The sequence below is a fragment of the Planctomycetota bacterium genome (assembly GCA_016207825.1).
Classification (GTDB): domain Bacteria; phylum Planctomycetota; class MHYJ01; order JACQXL01; family JACQZI01; genus JACQZI01.
The window spans coordinates 214,318-236,550 of record JACQZI010000008.1 but is presented as its reverse complement, the minus strand read 5'-3'; the positions used below and the strand labels follow the sequence as shown (position 1 = coordinate 236,550).

The 22,233-nt window shown below is 45.6% G+C and carries 21 protein-coding genes and 1 other RNA gene; 10 read left to right on the top strand and 12 right to left on the bottom strand.

Annotated elements, in window-relative coordinates; translation table 11 throughout:
- Positions 1-881: 881 nt before the first annotated feature.
- From HY811_04345 to HY811_04310, 8 genes are all read right to left on the bottom strand, one after another.
- On the bottom strand, positions 882-2,048 hold the full coding sequence (locus HY811_04345) for a trypsin-like peptidase domain-containing protein (GenBank protein ID MBI4834034.1): 1,167 nt from the start codon (positions 2,046-2,048) through the stop codon (positions 882-884).
- A gap of 156 nt (positions 2,049-2,204) precedes the next feature.
- Positions 2,205-3,284 carry a PDZ domain-containing protein gene (locus HY811_04340; GenBank protein MBI4834033.1) on the bottom strand — a complete coding sequence of 360 codons (1,080 nt, stop codon included), beginning with the start codon at positions 3,282-3,284 and terminating at the stop codon, positions 2,205-2,207.
- 2 nt (positions 3,285-3,286) lie between these two features.
- The gene (locus HY811_04335) at positions 3,287-3,976 is read right to left on the bottom strand and encodes a zf-HC2 domain-containing protein (GenBank protein MBI4834032.1); all 690 of its coding nucleotides are present in this window, start codon (positions 3,974-3,976) and stop codon (positions 3,287-3,289) included.
- Positions 3,960-4,502 carry a sigma-70 family RNA polymerase sigma factor gene (locus HY811_04330; GenBank protein ID MBI4834031.1) on the bottom strand — a complete coding sequence of 181 codons (543 nt, stop codon included), beginning with the start codon at positions 4,500-4,502 and terminating at the stop codon, positions 3,960-3,962. Before HY811_04330 ends, HY811_04335 begins: the two co-directional genes overlap by 17 nt.
- Before the next feature lie 149 nt (positions 4,503-4,651).
- An RNA gene (gene rnpB / locus HY811_04325) (RNase P RNA component class A) lies at positions 4,652-5,109 on the bottom strand.
- A gap of 44 nt (positions 5,110-5,153) precedes the next feature.
- Positions 5,154-5,606, bottom strand: a complete 453-nt coding sequence (locus tag HY811_04320) for a ribonuclease HI family protein (protein ID MBI4834030.1) — start codon at positions 5,604-5,606, stop codon at positions 5,154-5,156.
- 59 nt (positions 5,607-5,665) lie between these two features.
- A complete protein-coding gene (locus tag HY811_04315; protein MBI4834029.1) occupies positions 5,666-6,784 on the bottom strand; it encodes an aspartate-semialdehyde dehydrogenase in 1,119 nt (372 codons plus the stop codon).
- A 44-nt stretch (positions 6,785-6,828) separates the two neighbouring features.
- Positions 6,829-7,605 (bottom strand): hypothetical protein, encoded by a 777-nt coding sequence (locus HY811_04310; GenBank protein ID MBI4834028.1) that lies wholly within the window; start codon positions 7,603-7,605, stop codon positions 6,829-6,831.
- A 287-nt stretch (positions 7,606-7,892) separates the two neighbouring features.
- Between HY811_04310 and HY811_04305 the strand changes: the two genes are divergently transcribed.
- The 8 genes from HY811_04305 (at position 7,893) to HY811_04270 (ending at position 13,979) form a co-directional block, all read left to right on the top strand.
- Positions 7,893-8,333: a helix-turn-helix domain-containing protein gene (locus tag HY811_04305; GenBank protein MBI4834027.1), complete on the top strand. Its 441-nt coding sequence runs from the start codon at positions 7,893-7,895 to the stop codon at positions 8,331-8,333.
- A gap of 112 nt (positions 8,334-8,445) precedes the next feature.
- On the top strand, positions 8,446-9,000 hold the full coding sequence (locus tag HY811_04300) for a type II secretion system protein (protein MBI4834026.1): 555 nt from the start codon (positions 8,446-8,448) through the stop codon (positions 8,998-9,000).
- 73 nt (positions 9,001-9,073) lie between these two features.
- Positions 9,074-10,333: a hypothetical protein gene (locus tag HY811_04295; GenBank protein MBI4834025.1), complete on the top strand. Its 1,260-nt coding sequence runs from the start codon at positions 9,074-9,076 to the stop codon at positions 10,331-10,333.
- Positions 10,334-10,349: 16 nt separating this feature from the next.
- On the top strand, positions 10,350-11,135 hold the full coding sequence (locus HY811_04290) for a DUF2950 family protein (protein MBI4834024.1): 786 nt from the start codon (positions 10,350-10,352) through the stop codon (positions 11,133-11,135).
- Between the two features lie 33 nt (positions 11,136-11,168).
- Positions 11,169-11,987 (top strand): hypothetical protein, encoded by an 819-nt coding sequence (locus HY811_04285; protein ID MBI4834023.1) that lies wholly within the window; start codon positions 11,169-11,171, stop codon positions 11,985-11,987.
- Positions 11,988-12,039: 52 nt separating this feature from the next.
- Positions 12,040-12,927 (top strand): type II secretion system protein GspG, encoded by an 888-nt coding sequence (locus HY811_04280; GenBank protein MBI4834022.1) that lies wholly within the window; start codon positions 12,040-12,042, stop codon positions 12,925-12,927.
- A 67-nt stretch (positions 12,928-12,994) separates the two neighbouring features.
- Positions 12,995-13,276 (top strand): hypothetical protein, encoded by a 282-nt coding sequence (locus HY811_04275; GenBank protein ID MBI4834021.1) that lies wholly within the window; start codon positions 12,995-12,997, stop codon positions 13,274-13,276.
- Between the two features lie 34 nt (positions 13,277-13,310).
- On the top strand, positions 13,311-13,979 hold the full coding sequence (locus HY811_04270) for a DUF2950 family protein (protein ID MBI4834020.1): 669 nt from the start codon (positions 13,311-13,313) through the stop codon (positions 13,977-13,979).
- A 594-nt stretch (positions 13,980-14,573) separates the two neighbouring features.
- On the opposite strand, the gene HY811_04265 is transcribed toward HY811_04270, so the two are convergent.
- Positions 14,574-15,254 carry a ubiquinone/menaquinone biosynthesis methyltransferase gene (locus HY811_04265; protein ID MBI4834019.1) on the bottom strand — a complete coding sequence of 227 codons (681 nt, stop codon included), beginning with the start codon at positions 15,252-15,254 and terminating at the stop codon, positions 14,574-14,576.
- A gap of 159 nt (positions 15,255-15,413) precedes the next feature.
- Between HY811_04265 and HY811_04260 the strand changes: the two genes are divergently transcribed.
- Positions 15,414-17,723, top strand: a complete 2,310-nt coding sequence (locus tag HY811_04260; protein MBI4834018.1) for a radical SAM protein — start codon at positions 15,414-15,416, stop codon at positions 17,721-17,723.
- Positions 17,724-17,872: 149 nt separating this feature from the next.
- On the top strand, positions 17,873-18,901 hold the full coding sequence (locus HY811_04255; protein ID MBI4834017.1) for a glycosyltransferase family 9 protein: 1,029 nt from the start codon (positions 17,873-17,875) through the stop codon (positions 18,899-18,901).
- Between the two features lie 71 nt (positions 18,902-18,972).
- Here HY811_04255 and HY811_04250 read toward each other — a convergent pair whose 3' ends face one another.
- The 3 genes from HY811_04250 to HY811_04240 are packed head-to-tail and all read right to left on the bottom strand — an operon-like array spanning position 18,973 to position 22,167.
- Positions 18,973-19,791, bottom strand: coding sequence for a hypothetical protein (locus tag HY811_04250; protein MBI4834016.1), 819 nt, complete (start codon positions 19,789-19,791; stop codon positions 18,973-18,975).
- Between the two features lie 35 nt (positions 19,792-19,826).
- On the bottom strand, positions 19,827-21,536 hold the full coding sequence (locus HY811_04245) for a hypothetical protein (protein ID MBI4834015.1): 1,710 nt from the start codon (positions 21,534-21,536) through the stop codon (positions 19,827-19,829).
- Positions 21,526-22,167, bottom strand: a complete 642-nt coding sequence (locus tag HY811_04240) for a lysophospholipid acyltransferase family protein (GenBank protein ID MBI4834014.1) — start codon at positions 22,165-22,167, stop codon at positions 21,526-21,528. The genes HY811_04245 and HY811_04240 overlap by 11 nt, the downstream gene beginning before the upstream one ends.
- Positions 22,168-22,233: the final 66 nt, after the last annotated feature.

Here is a 22,233-nt window from a genome sequence, read left to right as displayed (position 1 = left end):
CCGCGGCAGGATAAAAGGCGACTCGCTCATCCAGCGATAATGGAAAAACTGACGGCTAAATAAACACACATAAATACACACTGATTATGTCAACCCAAAAAGGGAACTTTGTCAACTGAAAAAGGGAACCATGGGTATAAAAACCCACCCGCCTTGCCAGCGAGACAGGTATATTCGCTCCCATTCTCAATATATTTAGAATCAATAAGTGGATTAAACGGATGAGCTAAATCCGCCCCTAAAGGTAGGCTTCGCACCTTACAAAATGCCCAAAAAACATGGTTTTTGGGGCAGTCAAGTGCACACAAAAGTAAGCTTTTGGTGCTGTGGACTTTTTTAATCAATATGTTCGTTTTACCTTCGCACCCTCTATCCCAGTTTTTCTACTCCCCCAGAATGGGGTTAGGGAGGGGGGTATAGGGGAGGTGGGTAGAGGGGGTAGTGATACCGGCTCTTACCCGAATAATTAGTTTTATTCCCCTTAAATAGAAATTCTATATACTCCCTTTTCGTTCTCGGTATACCCCAGAGAGGGATACCCCTGGGGGTATAGGGGGGATGGGTAGAGGGGGGTGTTTTTATCTGTCTAGGAGGGTGCGAAATTTATAAGCTTCCCAAAACTGCCCTGTTGCCGGGATTAGTTTAATACATTCTGGCATTTTTAGAATTCTTAATCTCGAACTTATATGGAACAATAAGGGATGATACGAGAATCTATCCAGCTATAAGAGATGAAAATACCCGTATTTCCCGCAAAAACGAACGGCTTAGACGAATAAATCGTTTGTATTATGTTGATTTATTTGAGATTAGGCAGCGTGTCCCAACTCCATGCCAACTCCCATCCGACTCCACTGATAATCTGATGTTCTGATATTCGCTTATTCCCGCTCCCCCACCGTTACTTTAAAGGACTGTTCCTTGCCATCGCGAACAACCGTAACTTCAACCGTATCCCCTATCTTGGATTTGCCGATAAGCGCGACTAATTCACCGGGATTCGTTATCTTTTCCTTGTTATAAATTACCACCACATCGCCTTCCAGCAAGCCCGCTTTTTCAGATGGTGATTTCTTTTCTATCCCCATGATAAAAGCACCAACCGGCTCTTTTATTTTCAATTCCTTAAGCAATACCTGTAATCCGCTTAATCCATAATGGCGCGCCAGTGATTCGTTTATTTCACTCAGGTAAACGCCCAGATACGGACGCTGGATTTTCCCTGATTCGATGAGCCTGGCCATGATTATCTTAGCCTGGTTGGAAGGTATGGCAAAACCGATTCCCTGGTATCCACCGCTTCTGGTAAGGATTGAAGAATTAATGCCGATAACTTCTCCTTTGAGATTGACCAGCGGACCGCCTGAATTACCAGGATTAATTGCCGCATCAGTCTGGATAAAATCATTTCCTTTTCCGCTAACATTAAAAGCCTCACGCCGGGCGCTGATAATGCCTGATGTCACGGTATTATCCAGCCCAAAAGGATTGCCGATAGCCACGACCCATTCACCGATTTTCGTTGAATCGGAATCTCCCATGGCCGCCGGTATCAGGTTTTTCGCCTTGATTCTAACCACAGCTAGGTCGGTCATCTCATCGCCGCCGATAACCTTTCCCTTAAATTCCCTTTTATCAGCCAGGATTACTTTTATCTCATCCGCGCCGCCGACCACATGGTAATTGGTCAGGATATAGCCATCCGCATCCACGATTACGCCGGAACCGATTTGCTGTTGCTGGCGTGGAGAACTGAAGAACGGGAAATCCTCATAAACCAGGTTGATATTTTTAAGAGTGCTGATATTAACAACCGATGGCTTTACTACTTCAGCCACCTTGGCAAAAAGCTGAATAGGATCATTAGTATCCCGCAGTTCTTTTTGGAGTTTGGCATGCCTCTTGTCGGCTTCTTCATCCGCCTGCATTACGGAAAGCTCGTAATATTTGGCGATAATTATCCCGGCAATAATCCCGATAAAAAGCGTTAGTCCCATCACCCATTTTCTATTTCCCGATATGCATCGGGACTTCGTTTCACTACGCATACAAATCCTCCTTTCTCGATTCCCCTCCTATGAGCGCGAAACATGTCATTCTGAACCCCGAAACTGTCATGCTGAATTTATTTCAGCATCTATTCTGGGCAGGCGGGGTTCAGAATCTACACTGGATCCCGAAATAAATTCGGGATGACTTTTCAGTCACTTCTTATACTTCAGCACCTGTTTTTCGGCTTTGCGGATAACGGTAATTTCCACCTCACCCTTATCCAGTTTTTCCATCATCTGCCTGCGGAATGTCCAGATGCTGTTGATATCCTCGTCATTCACTTTCAAGACCAAATCCCACTGCTTAAATCCCATCTTTTCCGCAAGGCTGTCTTTTTTTACCTCACGAACGAGAATGCCGCCTTCTTCCTTGATGCTCAGCTGTTCCTTAAGCGCCGGCTCTATCGCGGAAACGACCATGCCCAGTTCCAGCTTTGGTTCGGATTTCTCTTCCGGTGATTTCTTGGGGCGCGTTAACCTGGGCAAATCCGGCCAATCATCCAAACCCTGCCCTTCGAACATTTTCTTCATCATCTCATCCATTTGTTCCATCTGCTTGCGGACGCGGTCGAATTCATTGCCCCATGACTTGCCGAAATCCTCCAGAAGTTCATCTTCGTCCATGCCGGGGATTTCCGTCTTCTCTTCTTTATTCAATCCGTATTTCTCCGCGAGTTCGGGATATTGCTTGATAAATTCTTCCATGGAATCCGCGGCGTAAGTTTCCACTTTTTCCTCGCCTTCTTTATCCTTTTTCTTGATGGTTACGGTAACCCGGCCCGATTGGTCGCTTGAAAGGCTGAATGATTCATACGGCTGGCTGCCCTGAATGATAATTTGAATATTATTGGATGATTTGGGAAGTTTGGGCCAAACCTGCACTTTATCATCTTCCTGCGGCTCTTCTTTATTGGCCGCTTTCTGCTTGTTGCGTTCAATGGCTTTAAGGATAATTTTAGAACGCCAGACGACTTCCGGGTCATCGCTTCCTAAAGCCTCTTTCAAGAACGGAATCGCCGGTTCGCCTATATCCTTAAGCTCCTTGGTGGCGTTATCGCGCACCTTGGATTCATCCGCTCCGAGGTCTTTGATAAAATTCTTTATCTTTACCTGCAATTCTTCCTGTTCAGGTTTTGCTTCCTCTTTGCCATCATCGGCATAAAGTGAATTCACTATCATTCCCATTCCAAACCCCAGCATTAAAACTATGATAAATCCTGCCAGTTTTTTCATAACTACCTCCTTTTCTCCAATAAATCGACTGCGATATTAATAACCTTGCCCTGCCTGATAATATGCAGGTTAATCCTGCTGCCGGAAGGCAGAACCAAGTTGCCTGATAAAGGCTCTCCGTTAATTCCCGTAATGATATCGCCCTTCATTAACCCGCATCCCTGCGCCGGACATTCCCCGATAAAATCGGATACCACCATTCCGCAATTCGGATTTATATTGAGATGCGCGCCTAAGGCTTCGCTGACCGGATAAAGCTTTAGACCGAGTGTTTCGTTGGCTATTATTTTAACCGAGGGATCTTCCGCTTTAACAATGCCGATTCCCGGCTCCTCAACAGTCTCCTGCGGAGATTTTAAGCCTATAAACGGCGCAACGAAATATCCAGTCAAGATGCCGATGAGCAACACCGCCGCAGTCCTCAAGAGCGCAAACTGCCAGGCGGGCTTTGCGCTTCCAATAGTTTCTATCTTATCATAAAGTGAACGCTCGTAGCCAATCCAGAATTCCGGCGGACGGCTGACTTCCTTTAAACCGCCCAATTCGGATTTTATGGATTGGTATTTTTCCGCCTCGCGCTTGCATTCACCGCAAAGGGCAAGGTGGTTTTCCACGGTTTCCACCTCATAAGCCGTAATATCCCGGCTCACATAAAGCGGTAAAAGCTCTTTTATCTTATTGCATTCTTTCATATTCTTCCCACACCTTCTTAAATAACTGGCGCGCCTCGTGAATCCGCCACCTCACCGTTGCATCGTTACATTTAATTATGCCGGCTATTTCCTTGGAAGGCAGGCTTTCGATATCGCTCAGGACCAGAACTTCCCGGTATTTCTCCGGAAGCTTCTGAAGAAGCCTTCGAACCATTTCCTGCCTTTCATTAATATCCGCGGCATCAACCGGCTTATCGCTTTTTATCGCGTCAAACTCCTCAAGCGGTTTCGTTCTTATTTTATGTTTTCGCAGGTAATCAATGCACAGGTTATTGACAATCTGCGCGAACCACGGATAAAACTTACGGTTTAAATCAAACTTCCGGATGTTTGTATACACTTTTATCCACGCCTCCTGTGAAATATCCCGCGCCAGGTCATAATCGTAAAGCATATTATACGCCAGGGCGTAACCGGCTTTCTCGTAGCGCTCTACCAGCAGGCGGAAGGAACCTTTATTCCCCTGCCGGCACTCCTGGATAAGTTCTTTGTCTTCTGATGGCATAGCAACTCTTATTATCGGAAATACTTTTTGATATCGAATAAGAGTTTAGCATATTCCATCATTCTAATAAAGGGTTTTCTGATATTATATACGGATATAGATGGTGAAATGTTGGAAAAAGTATGGCTCAAGCATGGCTGGAGTTGGTATTGGGCCTTCGGGAATAAGCCGGGTTCTGTTTTACGTAACCATTTGTCTTTGCCCCGATTCGCATCGGGGTTCCAACGGCCTACCTGCGGTTTAACCCTGCGCCGAAGCGCAGAATACAGGACCGGGCCGGCCCTCTTTCCCGCCATCCCCGATCCCGCAAAGCGGGACGAGGAGTTTGGCCTTTCTCCGGGTGGGGTTTACCATGCCCCCGACGTTACCGTCAGAGCGGTGAGCTCTTACCTCACCTTTTCACCCTTATCCCGCACTTATTTGTAAAAAGAAGCGATTATTTATTTAAGAATATACTACTCGCCATAAATCACTTAAACTCCAAACAACCTCTTACTACAAATGAGTGCGGGACGGCTCTCGTTATGAGTCACCCTGCCCTCCGGAGCCCGGACTTTCCTCCCTTATCCGACGCGTAGTCGGATAGAGCGGTTACATACCTGAAAGCTTTAGTTACAACCCAGCCATGCCTGAGACACACACGCCTTATTGTCAAAGAACAGTCACCTTTAAATCGTCGACATCATCCTTAAGGTTCATCGATTTATTGGCCAATGTATCCGCGATTTTATTGTCCTTGCGCGGAATCTGTTTAAACTCTATTGCCTTAAACTTTTTCATCAGGTTCCTGGCCTCTATCACCAGGGACATCAAATTCTGGCTTTTTATCTTATAACAACCGGTCAGCTGCTTGACCACCAGTTCGCTATCCGTATGGACCCGTAAGACAAGCGTATCCGCCTTAAGCGCCTTATCCTTAAGCACAAGCTTCAAAGCCCGCTTAAGCGCCTCGTATTCCGCGACATTATTGGTGCACTCGCCGATAAACTCCCCTCTTTTTACCAGCTCCTTGCCTTTATCGTCTTTGATAAAGATGCCGACGCCCGACGGCCCCGGATTTCCCCTTGACGCACCGTCTACATAAATCTCCAGCAGCTTATTCATAATATGAATTTTATCAAATATTTAGCCAGGAATCAAGGCAAAAATGATTTATTTCTTTCTCAGCGTCCTTTGCCCCGCTCCTCCCGCGAAGCGGAATTCGGGGACACCCGAATGATAGGGAGTCCCTGACGGCAGGAATGGGGCGCCTCGGCGGTGAGAATCTCCGCAATCTGAACGGCATTAAGAGCGGCGCCTTTCCTGATGTTATCCGATACCACCCACAGATTCAGGCCGTTTTTTACCGTAGCGTCTTTCCGGATGCGCCCGACATAAACCGCATCGCATCCGGCAAGCTCCGCGGGAGTCGGGTAAAGTTCTTTGGATACATCATCCATAAGCCTTACACCGGGTGCCTTGCGCAAGAGTTCACGCGCCTTTGATACGGATAAGGGCTTGGCGGTTTCTATATTCACCGATTCGCTGTGGCAACGGTAAACCGGCATGCGCACGCAGGTTGAAGTGACTTTTATGGAATAATCCCCCATTATCTTTTTGGTTTCATTGATTACCTTGGTTTCTTCCCCGGTATATCCGGTTGGTTCAAAAGCATCCGATTGCGGTATCTGGGGAATTATGTTAAAGGCAATCTGGTGGGGAAAGATTCGCCGGTGAAATTGGAAATTGGAATTTGTGGTTTGGGATTTGAGGTAAAGCCTTGCCTCTTGCTCCATTTCACTCAAGGCGCGCAGGCCCGCCCCGGAAACGGATTGGAACGTGGTCACCACTATCCTTTTAATCCGGGCGTAATCATGCAAGGGTTTTAAGGCAACCACCAACTGGATGGTCGCGCAGTTCGGATTAGCAATAATGCCTTTATGGCTCTTAAGCGTATGGGCATTGACCTCCGGAACGACCAGCGGAACATTCTTATCCATACGGAAGGCGCTGGTGTTATCGATTACCACCGCCCCGCTCTTTTGGGCTATTGGCACCCATTTTTTGCTAACCGCGCTGCCGGGTGAAAAGAAGGCAAAATCAACCTCTTTAAACGAATCCCTCTTTAACTCTTGAACCTTGAACTTTAAACTCTTAAACGTTAGTATTCTTCCTGCCGACCTCTCCGAGGCATATAGATGTAAGCTCTTGACCGGGAAACGGCGCTCGGCAAGAATCTTCAGTATTTCCAGTCCCACCGCGCCGGTCGCGCCGACCACGGCAATATTGTATTTGCGTTCCATATGTCTAATAATCGGTTATATCTATACTTTTCCTTAGCCAACCGTTAAAACTTCCAGTCCAGCAATACGGTGTTTTTAGCGTCCCGGAATTCTGCCTCGCGCGAGATATATTCGTAATTAAACCTTACGGACATATTCTCGCTTAATTTAAGCCCCGCCCCTCCTGAAACCGAATAATAATCGCCCCGGCTTACCGGGCCGTATTCCTCGGTATAAAAACGGTCGCCGATGGCAAAACCGGCGTTAAGATAAATCTTTTTATAAGCCGTGTATTCCAGCTCCGCCCAGACGCGGTAATCATAATGGTGCTCGGAATCGTAGCTCAAGTAATACCTGCCACGCACGGCTGCTTTTATATTTATCTCGTATTTCATGGAGAGATATAGGGCGGTGTAATTATATTTTGAATACTTATTATGCTGGGCGCCCAGCCCTATCAGCTCTTTTTGCTCACCCTCGGTTATATCCAGGAGGAAATAATTCGCCCGGTTGTCATCGGAATCTTCCCCGTAGCCGTAAGTAACTTCTAACTGGCTATCCTTATCGGGCTTGTAAATTGTCCCGGTCGAAAGGATATTGTTCTTCCATCCGTCCCGGACATCCTGGAAGCTCTTGATAACCACGGAAGCCGAGTAGGCGGCCTTTAAGAAGAAACTATTTTCAATCACCGCGCTCCGGTCAAGCGCGGAAACGCCGGCGGAATCTTCGTCGAACTTATGCCTGGAATAAGAAAAGATATCACGGTAGTTCTCCGCCGCGTACAATCCGCAAACGGACAGGCACAGGAACACCCCAAACAAACCGATATTTATGGTTCTCATTATCAGCCGATTCTACCCGAATAAGACACTGTATTCAAGTAAAACAATCGTTCATCACCGCAAAGGTGCAAAGGAAATCTGTGAAATCAGTGGCTAAAAATCTTTCCATAAAAATAATATTTTACTTGACAAAACACTGACATGTGTTATACTTATAGTAGAAGTCAGTAAAAGATAGTAATAAACTATATGAGTAATTCAAGAGAAAATTCGAACACGAATAGCACGAATAATTCGTGTCATTCGTCCTTTAGTGTGATTCGTGTTTAAAATTGAAAGGAGTTTGTATGGTAGAGAAAACAAAGACCCCTGCCCCGCCGGAAAGGACTGAAAGCCGGGACTGGTATTCCATCCGCGAGGCATGCGATTACCTGGACGTGAGCGAGCAGACCATCTTCCGCTGGATGAAAGACGGCAAGCTCACCTACTTTAAGGTGGGCGATTCCACCCGCTTTAAGCAGGAAGACCTCGAGCTCATGGTCACCAAATTCACCGGAGAGAAAGAAGCCGAAAAATACGGGACTAAATGCGTTGCCTGCGGGCATTCGGTCTTAATCCCGGGCAGGATTGCCGGGACAGGCAAGGTCTATTTTAAACCTATAAAGACTAAATTCTTTACATTCTTAGAAAGCAATGTCAATATAGAAGCCAAAAGCTGCCCAAAGTGCGGTTTTATCCAGATATTTTCGGATACCGCGAAACTGAATAAACTGATAAAGAAGAAATAACTAATTATGAACTATCCCCCGACATATCGTAGGGGGACTAAGACCCAGTAACGCTCTTTCGCCTCGCTGAGTCGAAATAGCTAACTGGCTCTAAAGAAAGGAGGAAAGAGCTATGAAAAGGGATAACAAAGGCTTTACCCTGATAGAACTCCTGGTGGTTATTGCCATTATCGCTATTTTGGCGGTGGTGCTTCTGCCTGCGATATCGACCGGCACAATCAAAGCCAGGAAAGCCGCCTGCACTCAAAACCTGCAGAAACATTTATTCACGGCGCTGGTTACCTACGTCAATGACATCAGCAAAGGCGCTTATCCGCAGGGCGACAACTACCGAGGCCCGGCATTCTGGGAGGTTTTGAGAACTCTCCCCTCTCCTGACGAATCGGCTTTAAAGGACGAAATAAATAAGCATCTGTTTTATGTCTGCCCGGTAAAAGGCGGGGAAGGAAGTTTCGGTTTATGCCATTACAGGGGACCCAATTACGATGTCAGCGCCGGAACAATCGGGACCAAGCCGATAGCGGCGGATTTGCCCGGAAACCACGGGGACGATACCATCAATATCCTCTATTTCGGCGGAAGCGTGAAAGAGGTAAAAAAAGGCTCTCCGGAATGGGAGGAAGCCGACAAGTATCTGACAGACAAAGCAAGCGATTACAAGAAATAACCGGAAATAGTTATTCCCTGCCCTGTTTAATGCGGGGCAGGGATGCCTATCACTAAAGAAAGAGAGGTATCATATGGAAGAAGAAAATATTAATCCCGAATATCCGGAAAACATACCTGAAATACCACGGTCCGATGAATCGGATAAGCCCAAAGAACCCAAGAAATCCTTAAAGGAACTCTTGATGTTCAATAACCCGTTCTATCTCATCAGCGCACTCTTGATGATTATCGGCTGTTATCTCGTCCTCTCCCCTTTCCAACAAGGAGCAAGAAGCCTTGCCGACATATTAATATATTTATCCATCGTAAACGTATATGAAGTAATCCTTATCGTCACGGCAATTTACATTATGGTTAAAAAGCAGGTCTTCCGCGACGGCATTATCCTCCTGATTATCGAAGGTTTTTTCCTGGCGGACGTTACATTAATAAATCCGGTCTTCCAGTTCCAGGGCTTGTGGGCGGGACTCTTCTTGAGCATGCTGGCAATCGGTCTCTCCGCCACAAAGATATTTTTAATTGTAAAATACCTGAATCTTTCCCTCTCGCCCATCTTTTACCGCTTCATGGTTATCGGGATGGTCTTCCTCTATTTATTCGGCAATATCATCGCGCTGGGTATCCGGCAGGGATTTAATAACGAAATGCTCATGTTCATCATCTGGTCAACAGCCGGAATTATACCGATTGCCCTCTTAGGCATCTCAAACAAGAAAGGCGAATCTTCCGGATTCAGGGAAAAGACGCATCTTGCTTTCTCTTTGATACTCAGCTCAATGGCGTTTATCCATCTGGCAACCATGACCTGGATTGTCAGCTCGACTTTTTACCTCTGTTTCCTGGCAACGTTCTTAATCGCCTTTGCCGTGATTATCGCCGAGCTTAAGCCGCACTGGAAAGAAGGGAAGATACTTCACTGGATACAATACGCCCTGCCGATAAGCGCCGTATTAATCACGCTCGATTTCCCTGCCAAGCTTGTCTTAAATAAATCAGCGCTCGTCCCTATTGCGATATCGCCTTTAAGGATAAGCCTTACCCTATCGGCGCTGGTATTCTTCTATTTCTTCATGGTTTACCGTAGGAAACTGCCGCTGGGTTTCAGCGCTATTTTCCTCTTGATATCTTTCATGGGTTACGACTTAACCATGATTGGCAAAACCATAGAAAGGTGGCTTGAATGGATTGAAGACCTTCTTCCGGAAACCAAAGAGCAATGGGGAATCGTCAGCATTATCGGCGCCTTTGTCGTCTTTATCTTCGGATTCCTCGTGAGCCTGAAGAAGGCGAAGTTAATGTCATTGCATAATAACGAAGGGAAACATAATTAATATAGGAGCCTCCTTTATGAAACGCATATTATGGATTATTATAATTATATGCATAGTGCTACTTATTATAGCTATCGCGATTCCCAACAACTATTCTTCCAGGAAAGCCGCCAACGAAACATCCGCTATCAGCGCGTTGAAGGCAATCCGTGCCGCCCAAGACATATGGAAACAAACCGACCCTGATGATAATGGAATTAACGATTATTGGACATACGATGTCTCAGGCATGTATCGGATGTTAAAAGACGGCATGCCAGCAGCATACATAACAATAGACCTTGCCAAATCCGATGCGGGCTGGCATAAAGATAACACCTTTGGAAGAGGAACAACCGAAAACTGGGAGAGCATCAGCACTACGCTTGGACCAAAAGCAGGCTATTACGTTCAGGCAATGCTGGCAGATGAAAACGGAACCCCTTATAATCGCAATACACTGCATGGGATTAAATCATCTAATCCATTAAAATACGCCTTCGTCGCTTATCCGGCCGCTTACGGGTCAAGCGGAGATTTAACATATATCATGTGCGAGGATGGAATTGTCTATGCGGCTGATTGCGGAAGCGAGCAAGATAAAATAATCCGCTATTGGCCGGGGAAAGACCCGACAACCACTATAACCCCCAACGCCCGTTACTGGCATAATATGGAAAACGGCTCATATTACTCAAGGAATAATAATTCCCCTTTAACCTTTTGGGGCGTATTGGTATTAATCATAATAATTATCTCAACCGGTTATGTATTATTTAAGAAAGACGATAAAAATCAGGCTCAGGTTAACGCAGGAAAATAACTCTCTGTGTTCTCTGTGGTGAGAGGTATTAATATGGAATATATTTATTTTATATTGTTGATTCTTCTCTCCCTCGCCGGATTCTATGCCGGCTGGCGCTATGTCGGCAGGATGGAGAATAAATACTGGATTACCTTCGCCTCACTTTCCCTCGCGGCATTAATCCTTTACAGCGTCTTCCGCTTCTACCCGACGCTGGAATACCGCCTTATCCCTTTGTGGCTCAGCCCCCTGACGGAAATCATCGGCTGGATTCCTTTCGCCACCTTCTTCTTCGGGCTGGCTATCAAAAAGGTGACAACTAAATTCCTGCCGTATGAAATGGCTTTTATCGCGTTAATGGTCTTTATCTTCGGGATAGCGCGGGTCAACTGGATTTTCATGGATAACGGCATTAATCCCGCCAGGTTCAGAATCAATAAGGACGGCGTCTGCCTGCAATCCACCGGCTACTCCTGCGGCGCATCCAGCGCGGTGACTTTCCTTAAACACTTCGGGATTGATGCGACCGAAAAGGAAATGGCGTATTTATCCCACACCCGCTACGGATTGGGAGTGGAAATGTGCCCGCTGGCAATGGCCGTCGCCCAAAAGTGCCGCGATAAAGGATTAAAGGTCGACCTGATTTCAACAGACTGGGAAACCCTGCAGAAATTAAATATGCCCTGCATAGTGGATGTCAAATGGAACGCCGTAGTTGACCATGTGATAGTCGTCTTAAAGGCGGAAAATAATAAGGCGTTTATAGCCGACCCCTTGGCCGGAAAATATAGATTGACTAAGGAAGAATTTCTGGATAAATGGCGCGGTTCGGCCATCGTTATAACAACGGGATTACACGGATTCAACTGATTTAAACTCCTGTTTAATCCGTTAAATCCTGTTGTCGGAAAGGAGAATTTATATGAATATGCGCCACATCTGGTTTGCCTGTACCTGCCTGCTTTTAGCCTTCGGCGGGATGTTCTGCAGCCAACCTAAATATTCCTATGAACCGGGCTGGTATAATGGGCATTTCAGAACCATGCGAGAACACCTGCAAACTATTACCCAGGAACTTAAAGTTTACCTCTCCAGAAACGGCAAGTATCCGGATAACAACGAAGGGCTTGCCGCCTTAACGGAATTCAGGGCTAAACTCGCCGGGGACAGGTATGATTTACCAGAACCCATGGGAAAACTACCCAAAGAATATAATGAAAGACGTTCCGGCTCATCAAGGGAAATGGTCGCATACGGTGCGGGCATCCTTTCCCCCTGGTTTGAGCCCTTTATCTACGAAAACCGGACCGGACTTGACGAGAAACTATTCGCGGACTCCCCCGCCACGCTGGATACCGGCAGGAATTACTCCGTTAAGGTGGATGAAGGCATCTATATCTATTCCGCCGGGACGATGCTCTTTTACCAGAAATATAAATGGCTGATGATAGAAATGTGGTCTGTCCAGATAATATTCTTCTCGTTGCTCATCTTATTTATTGTCTTATTCGCAAAATCCAAAGGGCCGGACAACAAGTCCCTTTCGAAAACGCCGATAAAAGGAGCCAAAGCCGCGGTAAAAGCCGCCGGAGGAATCCTCTTGATTTTATTATCACTGGGTGTCAGCCAGATAAATGTGGTCACCTGTTATGTCATGGGTTCTTTCGGATTATACCGCCGGCCGGAGATGATAGCGGAATACAATAAACTGCTGGAAAAATATTACCAGAAAGGCGTGATTAACCAGGCGACTTATGACAAGGTCAAAAAGGCGATGGAGGAAGTGGATAAGGTGGTGGAGCGAAAGTAGCCACGGAGCAGTAGCGACGTCCCCGAAGCGTTAGCGGAGGCGGGACTGATTACACAGATTAATCTATATGGGAAAAGATAAAAAAGTAACGCTAAAAGATGCAATTATTTTAGGCTTACTTATAGATTTATTTCTATTGTTTTGTTCCTCTCTTATTTTAGATGGAAGAGTTATTCTTTTCTTTAGCATCATCACCGTAGCATTTCATTTATCAATAAGTGTGTTTATTATTATTCGTAAACGAGGTTTAATTAAACCATCAGATATTGATTTTATCCTCTTTGGCGGTTTAATGTTTTTGCCTGCTTTTATACTGTTTTACTTTATTGCAATTTTACTATATAAATAAAGTGCGTTGAGGTAGAGGCACAGAGGACGCAGAGATGAACAAAAAAGGAATTGTTATTTTGTTATTAACCATTATGCTACTTATAATCACTGCCGCTATAATTGTTATTATCACTCCACGCCGCCATTGTATTATTGCCGGTGAACTAACAGTACCGGGAATGCTGAAATCAATTTATGCCGCAGAAGCCACTTGGAGACAGGTTGACCCGGAAAATAACGGCTTAAATGATTACTGGACTTATGATATTTCTGGGTTATACAGGATATTAAGGAGAAATGAACCTGCCGCTTTCATTACTCTTTATTTAGCCGAGGCAGATTATAAGCCTGCCTTTGATGCTGTATTCGGCAACTACCCCATCTTGGAAAACTGGGCACAAGCCGCAATTAAACCTAAACCGCTCTATGGATATTATTATCAAGCAATGCTTTTTGATGAAGAAGGAAATCTATACAATCAGAATCAGGTCGGAGACAATAAGATTAAAGCAGCCAATAGCTCCAAGTTTGCTTTTACCGCTTATCCTGAGAAATACGGAACCCCATATTGTTATTCAATATTTATCATTAATGAAAAAGGTATTATTTATGCCACGGATTGCGGGAGTGATGATGCTAAGATAGTCCTCAAATGGCCCGGCAAAGACCCGACTACGGTCAAAGGGCCGGGAGGGAAATATTGGATGCCAACAGGGAATTAACCAAGGATGATGATTAACAGGGACTGGACGCCGCCCCGATGAATCGAGACGAGCCTCGCCAGTAGGCGGGAGACTTTGACGAGATAAAAATAATAATTAGTCTCGTACAAGTCACTGTTTAAAATGTATTCACCCCGTTTACACCCCACTCTCTGCCGATTTACCCCACTATCCTAATCATCTGGATACACAGAGAATACCCTTTTACCCCACCATTTATACCCTTTTACCACACCATCCATATCTTTTACCCGTACAAAGATTGCCATTTAGGTATATATTCTATACCGTTTTACCCCACCATCTATACCGATTTACACCACCATCTATATCATTTTACCCCACTATCCATGCCGTTTAACCACACAGATTTTACCGCTTAGATGCATAGATTATACCGACTACCCCCAGGGGGACTAGGGTAGTCCCCCCCTGTTTGGTCATAACTCAATGATTTATAAGGGGGAATCTTAAAATTCAGTCTCCGTTAAAACCGGCTGGAAGTGCCCTATATTGCGTTTCAGGGTTTTCTGTGGCTTTTTTCGTCCTAAATTATCTTATTAATATTCTCTGTGTACTCTGTGGTAAAATCCCTTATTTCCTCGCCTGATGGATTGCGGCGATACCTCCCCAGACAGGCTGATAATCCACTTCCTTAAAACCGGCATGCCTCATCACTTCTGCCAGCTCCGGCGCGGAATAGAACCTTGATATCGTGCTTGCCAGATATTGATATGCCGGAGAATAGCCGGAAATAACGCCCCCTACCGGCTTGATTAATACCTTTATATACATAGAAAAAAGCCATCTTAATAAACGGTTGGCTGGCTGAGAGGTTTCCAGATTGATAAACACCCCGCCCGGCTTTAAGACCCGCCGGATTTCCTTAAAACATTCTATTAAAACTTGTTCGTTGACCTTGAGATTCCTCGCGGCAAAGGTGACCGTAACCGCATCAAACGTATTGTCGCTAAATGGCAAATATTGCGCGTATGAACCGGCCCAATTAACACCATCTCCTCGTTTTTCTTTAGCCTTTAGGAGCATGGGCAGTGAGAAGTCCGCTCCGATTACTTTGGCCCCGGGTAATTTCTTTTTAATCAGTCTCGCCATATCACCCGTGCCGGTGCACAGGTCCAAAATAACCGCTCCCCCATCCAGGAATCTCAGCGCGCGCTTGCGCCAGAGGATATCAGCACCTAAGGTAAGGACGTGGTTGACCAGTTCGTATCTCCGGCTGATTCTTTCATAAAAGCTCTTCAGTAACAGGTTCATACGATTATTATTAACTTAAAAGGAAAGATAAGCCAATAAAAAATACGCATACAATATAAACCACAGAGTTCACAGAGGAAATAATTGGCAGGGAAATGTCAGAATTATTATATTATACACTTCTTGCCTTAATCGCCTGTTTCCGATATAATAAAATAAATGAAAGTATCAATCATCGGCGCGAGGAAGAATCATACGGGCATAGGCGAATATATCGCCAAATACTTCCATAAGAACGGCGTTCAGGTTGTCTCCCTCCTGGGAACAAATACCAAAAGCGCCCAAAAAGCCGCTTTAAACCTGAAACAATTCAAGATAAATGCGATTCCCTTTACCGATTTTGCAAAGATGGTCAAGGAGACATCGCCGAACGCCATAGTCATCGCTTCGCCCTACCACACGCATTACGAATACCTCAGGAAATCCATTGATTCGGGATTGAGTGTATTCTGCGAAAAGCCGTTTATCTGGGACCTGCCGGCCGGAGATATCTCCGGGAAAGCCGAAACACTCATAAACCAAGCACGCCGTAAAAGGCTCACGCTTGCCATGAACTCACAACTGCCTTTTACGATTGCCTTGTACGAAAAGCTCTCAGGGAAAATCATCCCAAAGGAAACCCATCGGTTCCTTATGAACATGAACCCTTCGATGAAGGGCGAGAGTATGATTCCGGAATCGCTCCCCCATCCTTTAAGCATCCTTTACTACACGCTGGGGAAAGGTGAAATATCACAGATATCTTTTGATACAATCGCGAAGAGCAGTATATCCGTAAGCTTTAAATATAAAACCTCTGCGACCGAATGCCTGGCGATTGTAAACCTTAAGACCAAGGAGACACAGCCAAGGGATCTTTCCTTCGGATTTAACGGCCGGATGATAAAGCGCACCATAGAACCTAAAAGCTACACTATCTATTACAAATATAATAATAAAAGGATTAAAATAACAGACCCATTGGAAACATCCATTAAAGATTTTATCCGTTCGTTCAGGAATAAATCAGAAGCGGCTATCGGTTACGGACATATTCTGAATAATATGCAGTTACTAAAAAAGATTTATGATGCCTACAAGGAACACAAAACACCTAAAAGCGTCATTGCGAGGAATGGGATTCCTCGTCTGTCATTGCGAGTCCCGATTTTATCGGGACGAAGCAATCTCATCCCGATAGCTATCGGGACGGAACAAGCTCCGCAATCTCAATTTTTGGGATTGCCACGCTCCCCCGTCAAGGCGGGGTCGCTCGCAATGACAGATAAGCCTAGAATCATGAAGAACAAGGAACACGACTTCGCCGCAAAGCTGAAGCAGGAATCCACCGTGAAATCGCTCAAGGGCTATATCAACTGGCGCAAATACCCGGATAAAAACAAGATGCCTTCCGGAACCGGCCCGATATCAATCAATCTCGACCTGACCTCGGCATGCAACTTCGCCTGCCCGTTTTGCGTGGATTCAGGAATAATAAACAGCGGCAAGATGCTTTCCTTTGATACGATAAAGAAAACCATTGATAGATTAAAATCCAAAGGGCTTTTATCCGTGATACTACTGGGCGGAGGCGAACCGACGCTCCACAGGGATTTTGAGGCTATCGTCCGCTATATAAAAGGTAAAGGGATGCAACTGGGAATCGTCACCAACGGGACACGGTTGGATAAGGTCATCAAAACCTCCGGGCTCCTAAAGAAAAAGGATTGGGTCAGGCTTTCCATAGACGCAGCAAACGAAAACACCTTTAAGTCATCACATAATCCAAGAATCAGTGTGACGCTGAAAGAAATATTAGCCAAGGCAAAGGAGCTTAAAAGAGCCAATCCGCTTATCTCGCTCGGATATTCCTTTGTGATTGTCTGGGAAGGCGCCGGGAAAGAGCTTACTCCTAATATCAATGAAATGGCCGAAGCGACAAAACTCGCCCGCGAGAATCTATTTGACTATATCTCCTTTAAGCCGTGCCTGGTCAGGCTTAAGGGAACGCAAAGGGAATCTTTGCTTCACAAAGTTAATAAGATAAAGGAAGATAGGTTGAGGATAAGGTTGAGGAATAGTTTAGAGAAGGCGAGAAAAGCGGCCGGGAATAGGCTAAAAGTGCTGGAAAGCGTGAACCTGACGGCGATTCTGGATAACGAAACGGACGCCTTAAAGCAACAGCCGGCGAAGTGCCACCAGCAGTTTTTCCGGACAGTCGTTACCCCATCCGGGGTTTTCCACTGCCCTGCCTTCCGCGGGGTGAAAAAAGCCCGGATAGCCCCTGCCGACGGGTATTCCACAGAGGCGGCTTTTAAGCGGACGATGAAAACGCTCGGCCATTCAATCGAGGCTTTTAACGCGGAAAGCGAATGCAGGGAAGTCGGCTGTTTTTACCATAAGGTTAACTGGTGGATAGAAGATTTTATCAACTCATCGAGAAATGCCGATGAGATAGTAGCGCTCCAAAACGATAACTTTTTCTTATGAGAGATTTGCCACTAAAACTCTAAGGCACTAAGGAATCGTTTAAATTCGTGTCTTCGTGCCTTAGCCCCGCTCATCCTGCTGGGGCGGGATTCGGGGATGCCCGATTTTATAGGGAGTCCCAAAACGAAAGTGTGGGATGACTATTAACTATGATAGAAGCGAAGAAGATATGCGTAATCCACCTTAACCAGATAGGTGACCTGGTGTTTTCACTGCCGCTTTTAAAGGCACTGCGGGATAATTATCCGCAAGCCCAGATACACTCCGTCATCCGGCCGTATCTGGCAGAACTATTCGCCTTTATTCCGTATGTCGATAAAGTCATCCCGCGCCAGGGCGGATTCATACCGAGGGGATTCACCACGAGCGGATTCTTTAAACTAATGGGCGAAATTAGGACCAACCGCTATGATTTATTGATATCACTTTCCGCGTCATCCGAATGCATGATACTGACCGCATTCAGCAAGTCCGGATACAAAGCCGGGTTTAAGTCATTCCCCTGGGATTTATCGCTCGATATCAAAGAGAAAATAGAAGGACACCACAGCTGGCGCAATAATCTCAAGATAATGAAACATCTGGAGCTTAAGATTGAGAAAGAAGATTACGTGGGTTTGTTTAAACTGCCGCCTAAAGACTTAAAGAGCATCGCCGGATTCACATTAGCCGGGAAATACGCGGTGATTTCGCCCGGCACATCCTTAAGGCGCACGGTCAAGGCGTGGGAGGACGATAAATTCGCCCAGCTTATTATCACACTCAAGGAAAAGTATAATCTTGATTCTGTTTTAGTCGGAGGGAAAGAGAATATCGAGGCAAACGAACGGATAATCAGGCTGGTGAAGGAAAAAGGCGGCAATAAGGCAAACCGGATTCTTGATATCACGGGAAAAGTCAGCCTGAATGATTTATGTTATGTGTTGCGGGATGCATCGTTATTTGTCGGGGTTGATTCGGGTTTGATGCATCTTGCATCCGCATTGGATAAACCGCTGGTCGGACTTTTCGGGCCGACGGATACATATTATGTGGGACCTTTGAATGCCCAGGCGCGCGTCGTCCAGCATAAGGAACTAGAATGCGTTCCGTGTTATCTTAAAGGCTGCGAGGACCGGCAATGCATGACCAAGATAACGGTAAGCGAAGTCATTGACAAATGCGTTGAAGTGTTATAGTACTTATTTTTTTACGGTCAGAAGTGTTGGCGCTTGATAGCTTCCTTTATGAATAGGACGCGTCCAGAATTTTAACAGATTAACTTCTCAACTAAACTCTTGAATTCGTTTTCTATTTCATCAAGTTTACCACCAAGATTGAAACTGAAAGTGTCATTAATCAATCTTGCTATTTGCCGGTAGCAATCAAAGCTGGAAAACAAGGCGTCTTCTATCCAGCTAGAGTCCGGCATATCGCAAATATTAATATTACTATCCGGTAATTGTGTTATATAAGAATCAATACACCCTGGATGCGGATGAACTAACTGGCTATAATGCCAATAGACAATTTTATAATAAAGTTCTAATAATCCAACTTCCTCCGCCATCCATTTTAAGCTAAGCCCAGACCATGAGTATTTATTCGTTTTATAACCATTTTGTTTTAGTTTCTTTATCTCTTCATTAAATAATCTATCTGCTTCGCAATATCTATCACCTGCTGGATCTATTTGTTCTATTTCTTGATTTAGTCGAGTTTTCATAGAACTGCATTCTTTTAATTCCTTCTTAAAATTATATAAATCTAATATTAACCAGTTTTTAAATAGCTCAGCTCTGCGGTTTTGTTCTTCTTCATTTTGTGGCTTCACAATATAAGCAAGACTCATTAAGTTCTCTAATAAGCTCCTGACAAGGATTATTGCATCCTCCCCATATCCCATATCAACAGGATTACATAGACACTGAATTGCCCTAAATGTTTTTGTGCTTTTAGAAAACAATAGAATGCAACAAGCATCTTTCAATCCAGGATTATCAGGAAACTTAACAATATTATTATCAACAAAACTTACTATTTTCTGATGCAATTTAAATAATTCTATTGCTCTTTCTGGTTTATCCATAATTCAATCAGGGTGATTTAGAATACTTCCTGTTTTTATATTTTCACTGCTTCCGGCCAGAAGTGATGCCGCTTAATCGTTTCCTTCATAATATCTTTGATAAGCTCGCGCTGTTTAATCGGGTTAATCGGCTCGAAGCCCGCCAGGTAATGCCGGAAAAAGCGCAGTCGGTCGGCTCTCGTTAATACGCTTGCCGTGGCGGCATTCAACTGGGCAAGATTCTTAACCCGTTCTTTACGGCTTGTCTCCAGCTTGAATTTAACCCGGTCCAAATCCAGGAAGCAAAATCTGCGGAAAGCCCCGTCCCTTTCACCGGATGGCTCGTCAATCACCAGGATATTATTCGCCTTAAGGTCGGCGTGAAAAATCCCGCGCTGGTGGAGATGGCAAACCTCATTGGCAAACTCCTTGAGATACCTCTTTTTATCATCCCTTTCCACTCCGCCTGAAAAACGCGCCGTCGCATATTGGCCGGAAGGAAGCGAATTGCAGACTTCCTTGGTGATAATAAACGCCCGCGTGGTGAATATGCCGAGCTTTTCCTCTACCATGGCGAGCGCCTCCGGGACAAACATCCCACGCACGTTAAAACCTTGATGGGAAAACCAGTCGGCCTTCGCCGGGTGCTGGCGGAAAAGACTGGCTATCATATTCCAAAACGAATAAGAATATTCCTTAACATAGCATTTTTCGGCTTCTGTCTGGGTAGCCGGAAGCGGCAGAAAGGAAATTTTCCTCTTAGGCGTGGATTTAAAAAGCTTATCGGGCGTTTTGGAAAGCTCCTTATGCGCCTTAATCAGCTCACCTATCCGGTTAAGCGCGAACGAACGGCGGTGGTAAACCTTGTATCCGCTTTGGGACTCCACGGCAAACAATGATGAATTCTTAAGGCAGCGCCTAGCGCGGCTCTGCCAGTGGCGGAAACGGATTTTCTCGACAATCTCCAAAACCTCCCTGATAAATGGCCTGACGGTTTCCTTCCTGACATCGAGCGAGCGGTAATAATTTATGAAGCGGACGATATCGCTCATCGGAAGAATTAATCTTAAAGAATAACAAAGCTGGGCGACATTATCTACCTTCCGCTTGGAATACATCCAGGTCCTACGGCCTTGGTGGAAATCTGTGAGGTATAATTTCAAAGGCTCCATTTCCGGTGTTTGAACCAAGACATTGCCTACATGCAAATCCCGGTGCCAGAAATTCGCCCCGTGGAGGCTCCGCACGATTTCCGCCAGCCTTTTAAGGATATGCTTCTTTTCCTGGCGCAATTCATCATCCAATTGCAATCCGCCCTGGGGCGGAGAATATTTATCCAGTATAAACTGCTTGAGGTCGGTCACCCTAGGAAGCTCGGTCAGGAAAAGATAAGATTCCTTAAGCACGTTCCACTTGCGCTTTTCCAGGTATGCCACCGGCTGGGCGACCGGCAGTCCTTTGTTCCTGAGGTAGCGGTACATCTCGAATTCATACTGCGCCTTGGAGGTAGAGAAAAATGATTTTATCCTTTCGGCAAAACTATGGATTTTATACCGCTTGGCGAAGAGCCGGCTTTCCGAAGGGAGCGGCATATAGAAGATGGTCCGGGTTTTCCGGTCACGCTCGAAATTAAGGTCGGCGGTGCGGATGATTTTATCCTCGCGATTATTAAGCTCGGCGCGCAGGAATAAGCTCGACTGGTCGGAGGCGACATACCATTCGAACAGTTTCGTCGGAAATCCCGGAACGTATATTTTAAATCTCATAATAGCTGTCCGCTTTTTTTGTTATCTCGTTAAGCGCGTTTTCCAACTCCAGCCGCTTGGCTTCTATCACGGTGCCATCCGCATCAGTCGGCACCCTGATAGCCTCGCCCATTATAACTAAAGCCGGGGTAAAAGGCAAGGGCAATTCGTATTTATCCCAGGCATGCTCGAAGATATGGCGGCATTTGGCGCGTGAAGTCAAGGGAATTATAACGCTTCCCGTCTTGGCGGCTAAATAAATCACGCCTTCTTTCACCCGGTGCAAAGGGCCGCGCGGGCCATCCACCGAGACCACGGCATTGTGATTGGCCTTTATCCCGCGTATCATGCCGACCAAGCCGCGCACCGCCCCGCGGGAAGATGAACCGGCCACCGTCCGGAAACCGAGGCTTGTTAAGATATTATCCTGCAAGCGCCCGTCTTTGGAAAGGCTGGTCATGACCATCAGGTTCCTGTCCTTATTCCAACCGAGAAGCAAAAACTGCCTGCCGTGCCAGAAGGCATAGATGAAAGGTTTATTTTCCCGGTCGCATTGCTCACGCACAGACCGATTGATAGTCTTGAAACTTATGGTCAGGGAAATTCCCCGGATAAGCCAGAATGCCAGGAAAGAAATCAGTCTTTCGCGCATGTGACTGATTCTATAAAACTTTGGCATTAAAATCAAGTTATCTTGTCTCGCTGATAATAAAATGTT

Excerpts from the sequence above, each read along its gene's own strand:
- HY811_04345 (MBI4834034.1), bottom strand. The coding sequence starts at position 2,048 with ATGCGTAGTGAAACGAAGTCCCGATGCATATCGGGAAATAGAAAATGG.
- HY811_04340 (MBI4834033.1), bottom strand. The coding sequence starts at position 3,284 with ATGAAAAAACTGGCAGGATTTATCATAGTTTTAATGCTGGGGTTTGGA.
- HY811_04335 (MBI4834032.1), bottom strand. The coding sequence starts at position 3,976 with ATGAAAGAATGCAATAAGATAAAAGAGCTTTTACCGCTTTATGTGAGC.
- HY811_04330 (MBI4834031.1), bottom strand. The coding sequence starts at position 4,502 with ATGCCATCAGAAGACAAAGAACTTATCCAGGAGTGCCGGCAGGGGAAT.
- HY811_04320 (MBI4834030.1), bottom strand. The coding sequence starts at position 5,606 with ATGAATAAGCTGCTGGAGATTTATGTAGACGGTGCGTCAAGGGGAAAT.
- HY811_04315 (MBI4834029.1), bottom strand. The coding sequence starts at position 6,784 with ATGGAACGCAAATACAATATTGCCGTGGTCGGCGCGACCGGCGCGGTG.
- HY811_04310 (MBI4834028.1), bottom strand. The coding sequence starts at position 7,605 with ATGAGAACCATAAATATCGGTTTGTTTGGGGTGTTCCTGTGCCTGTCC.
- HY811_04305 (MBI4834027.1), top strand. The coding sequence starts at position 7,893 with ATGGTAGAGAAAACAAAGACCCCTGCCCCGCCGGAAAGGACTGAAAGC.
- HY811_04300 (MBI4834026.1), top strand. The coding sequence starts at position 8,446 with ATGAAAAGGGATAACAAAGGCTTTACCCTGATAGAACTCCTGGTGGTT.
- HY811_04295 (MBI4834025.1), top strand. The coding sequence starts at position 9,074 with ATGGAAGAAGAAAATATTAATCCCGAATATCCGGAAAACATACCTGAA.
- HY811_04290 (MBI4834024.1), top strand. The coding sequence starts at position 10,350 with ATGAAACGCATATTATGGATTATTATAATTATATGCATAGTGCTACTT.
- HY811_04285 (MBI4834023.1), top strand. The coding sequence starts at position 11,169 with ATGGAATATATTTATTTTATATTGTTGATTCTTCTCTCCCTCGCCGGA.
- HY811_04280 (MBI4834022.1), top strand. The coding sequence starts at position 12,040 with ATGAATATGCGCCACATCTGGTTTGCCTGTACCTGCCTGCTTTTAGCC.
- HY811_04275 (MBI4834021.1), top strand. The coding sequence starts at position 12,995 with ATGGGAAAAGATAAAAAAGTAACGCTAAAAGATGCAATTATTTTAGGC.
- HY811_04270 (MBI4834020.1), top strand. The coding sequence starts at position 13,311 with ATGAACAAAAAAGGAATTGTTATTTTGTTATTAACCATTATGCTACTT.
- HY811_04265 (MBI4834019.1), bottom strand. The coding sequence starts at position 15,254 with ATGAACCTGTTACTGAAGAGCTTTTATGAAAGAATCAGCCGGAGATAC.
- HY811_04260 (MBI4834018.1), top strand. The coding sequence starts at position 15,414 with ATGAAAGTATCAATCATCGGCGCGAGGAAGAATCATACGGGCATAGGC.
- HY811_04255 (MBI4834017.1), top strand. The coding sequence starts at position 17,873 with ATGATAGAAGCGAAGAAGATATGCGTAATCCACCTTAACCAGATAGGT.
- HY811_04250 (MBI4834016.1), bottom strand. The coding sequence starts at position 19,791 with ATGGATAAACCAGAAAGAGCAATAGAATTATTTAAATTGCATCAGAAA.
- HY811_04245 (MBI4834015.1), bottom strand. The coding sequence starts at position 21,536 with ATGAGATTTAAAATATACGTTCCGGGATTTCCGACGAAACTGTTCGAA.
- HY811_04240 (MBI4834014.1), bottom strand. The coding sequence starts at position 22,167 with ATGCGCGAAAGACTGATTTCTTTCCTGGCATTCTGGCTTATCCGGGGA.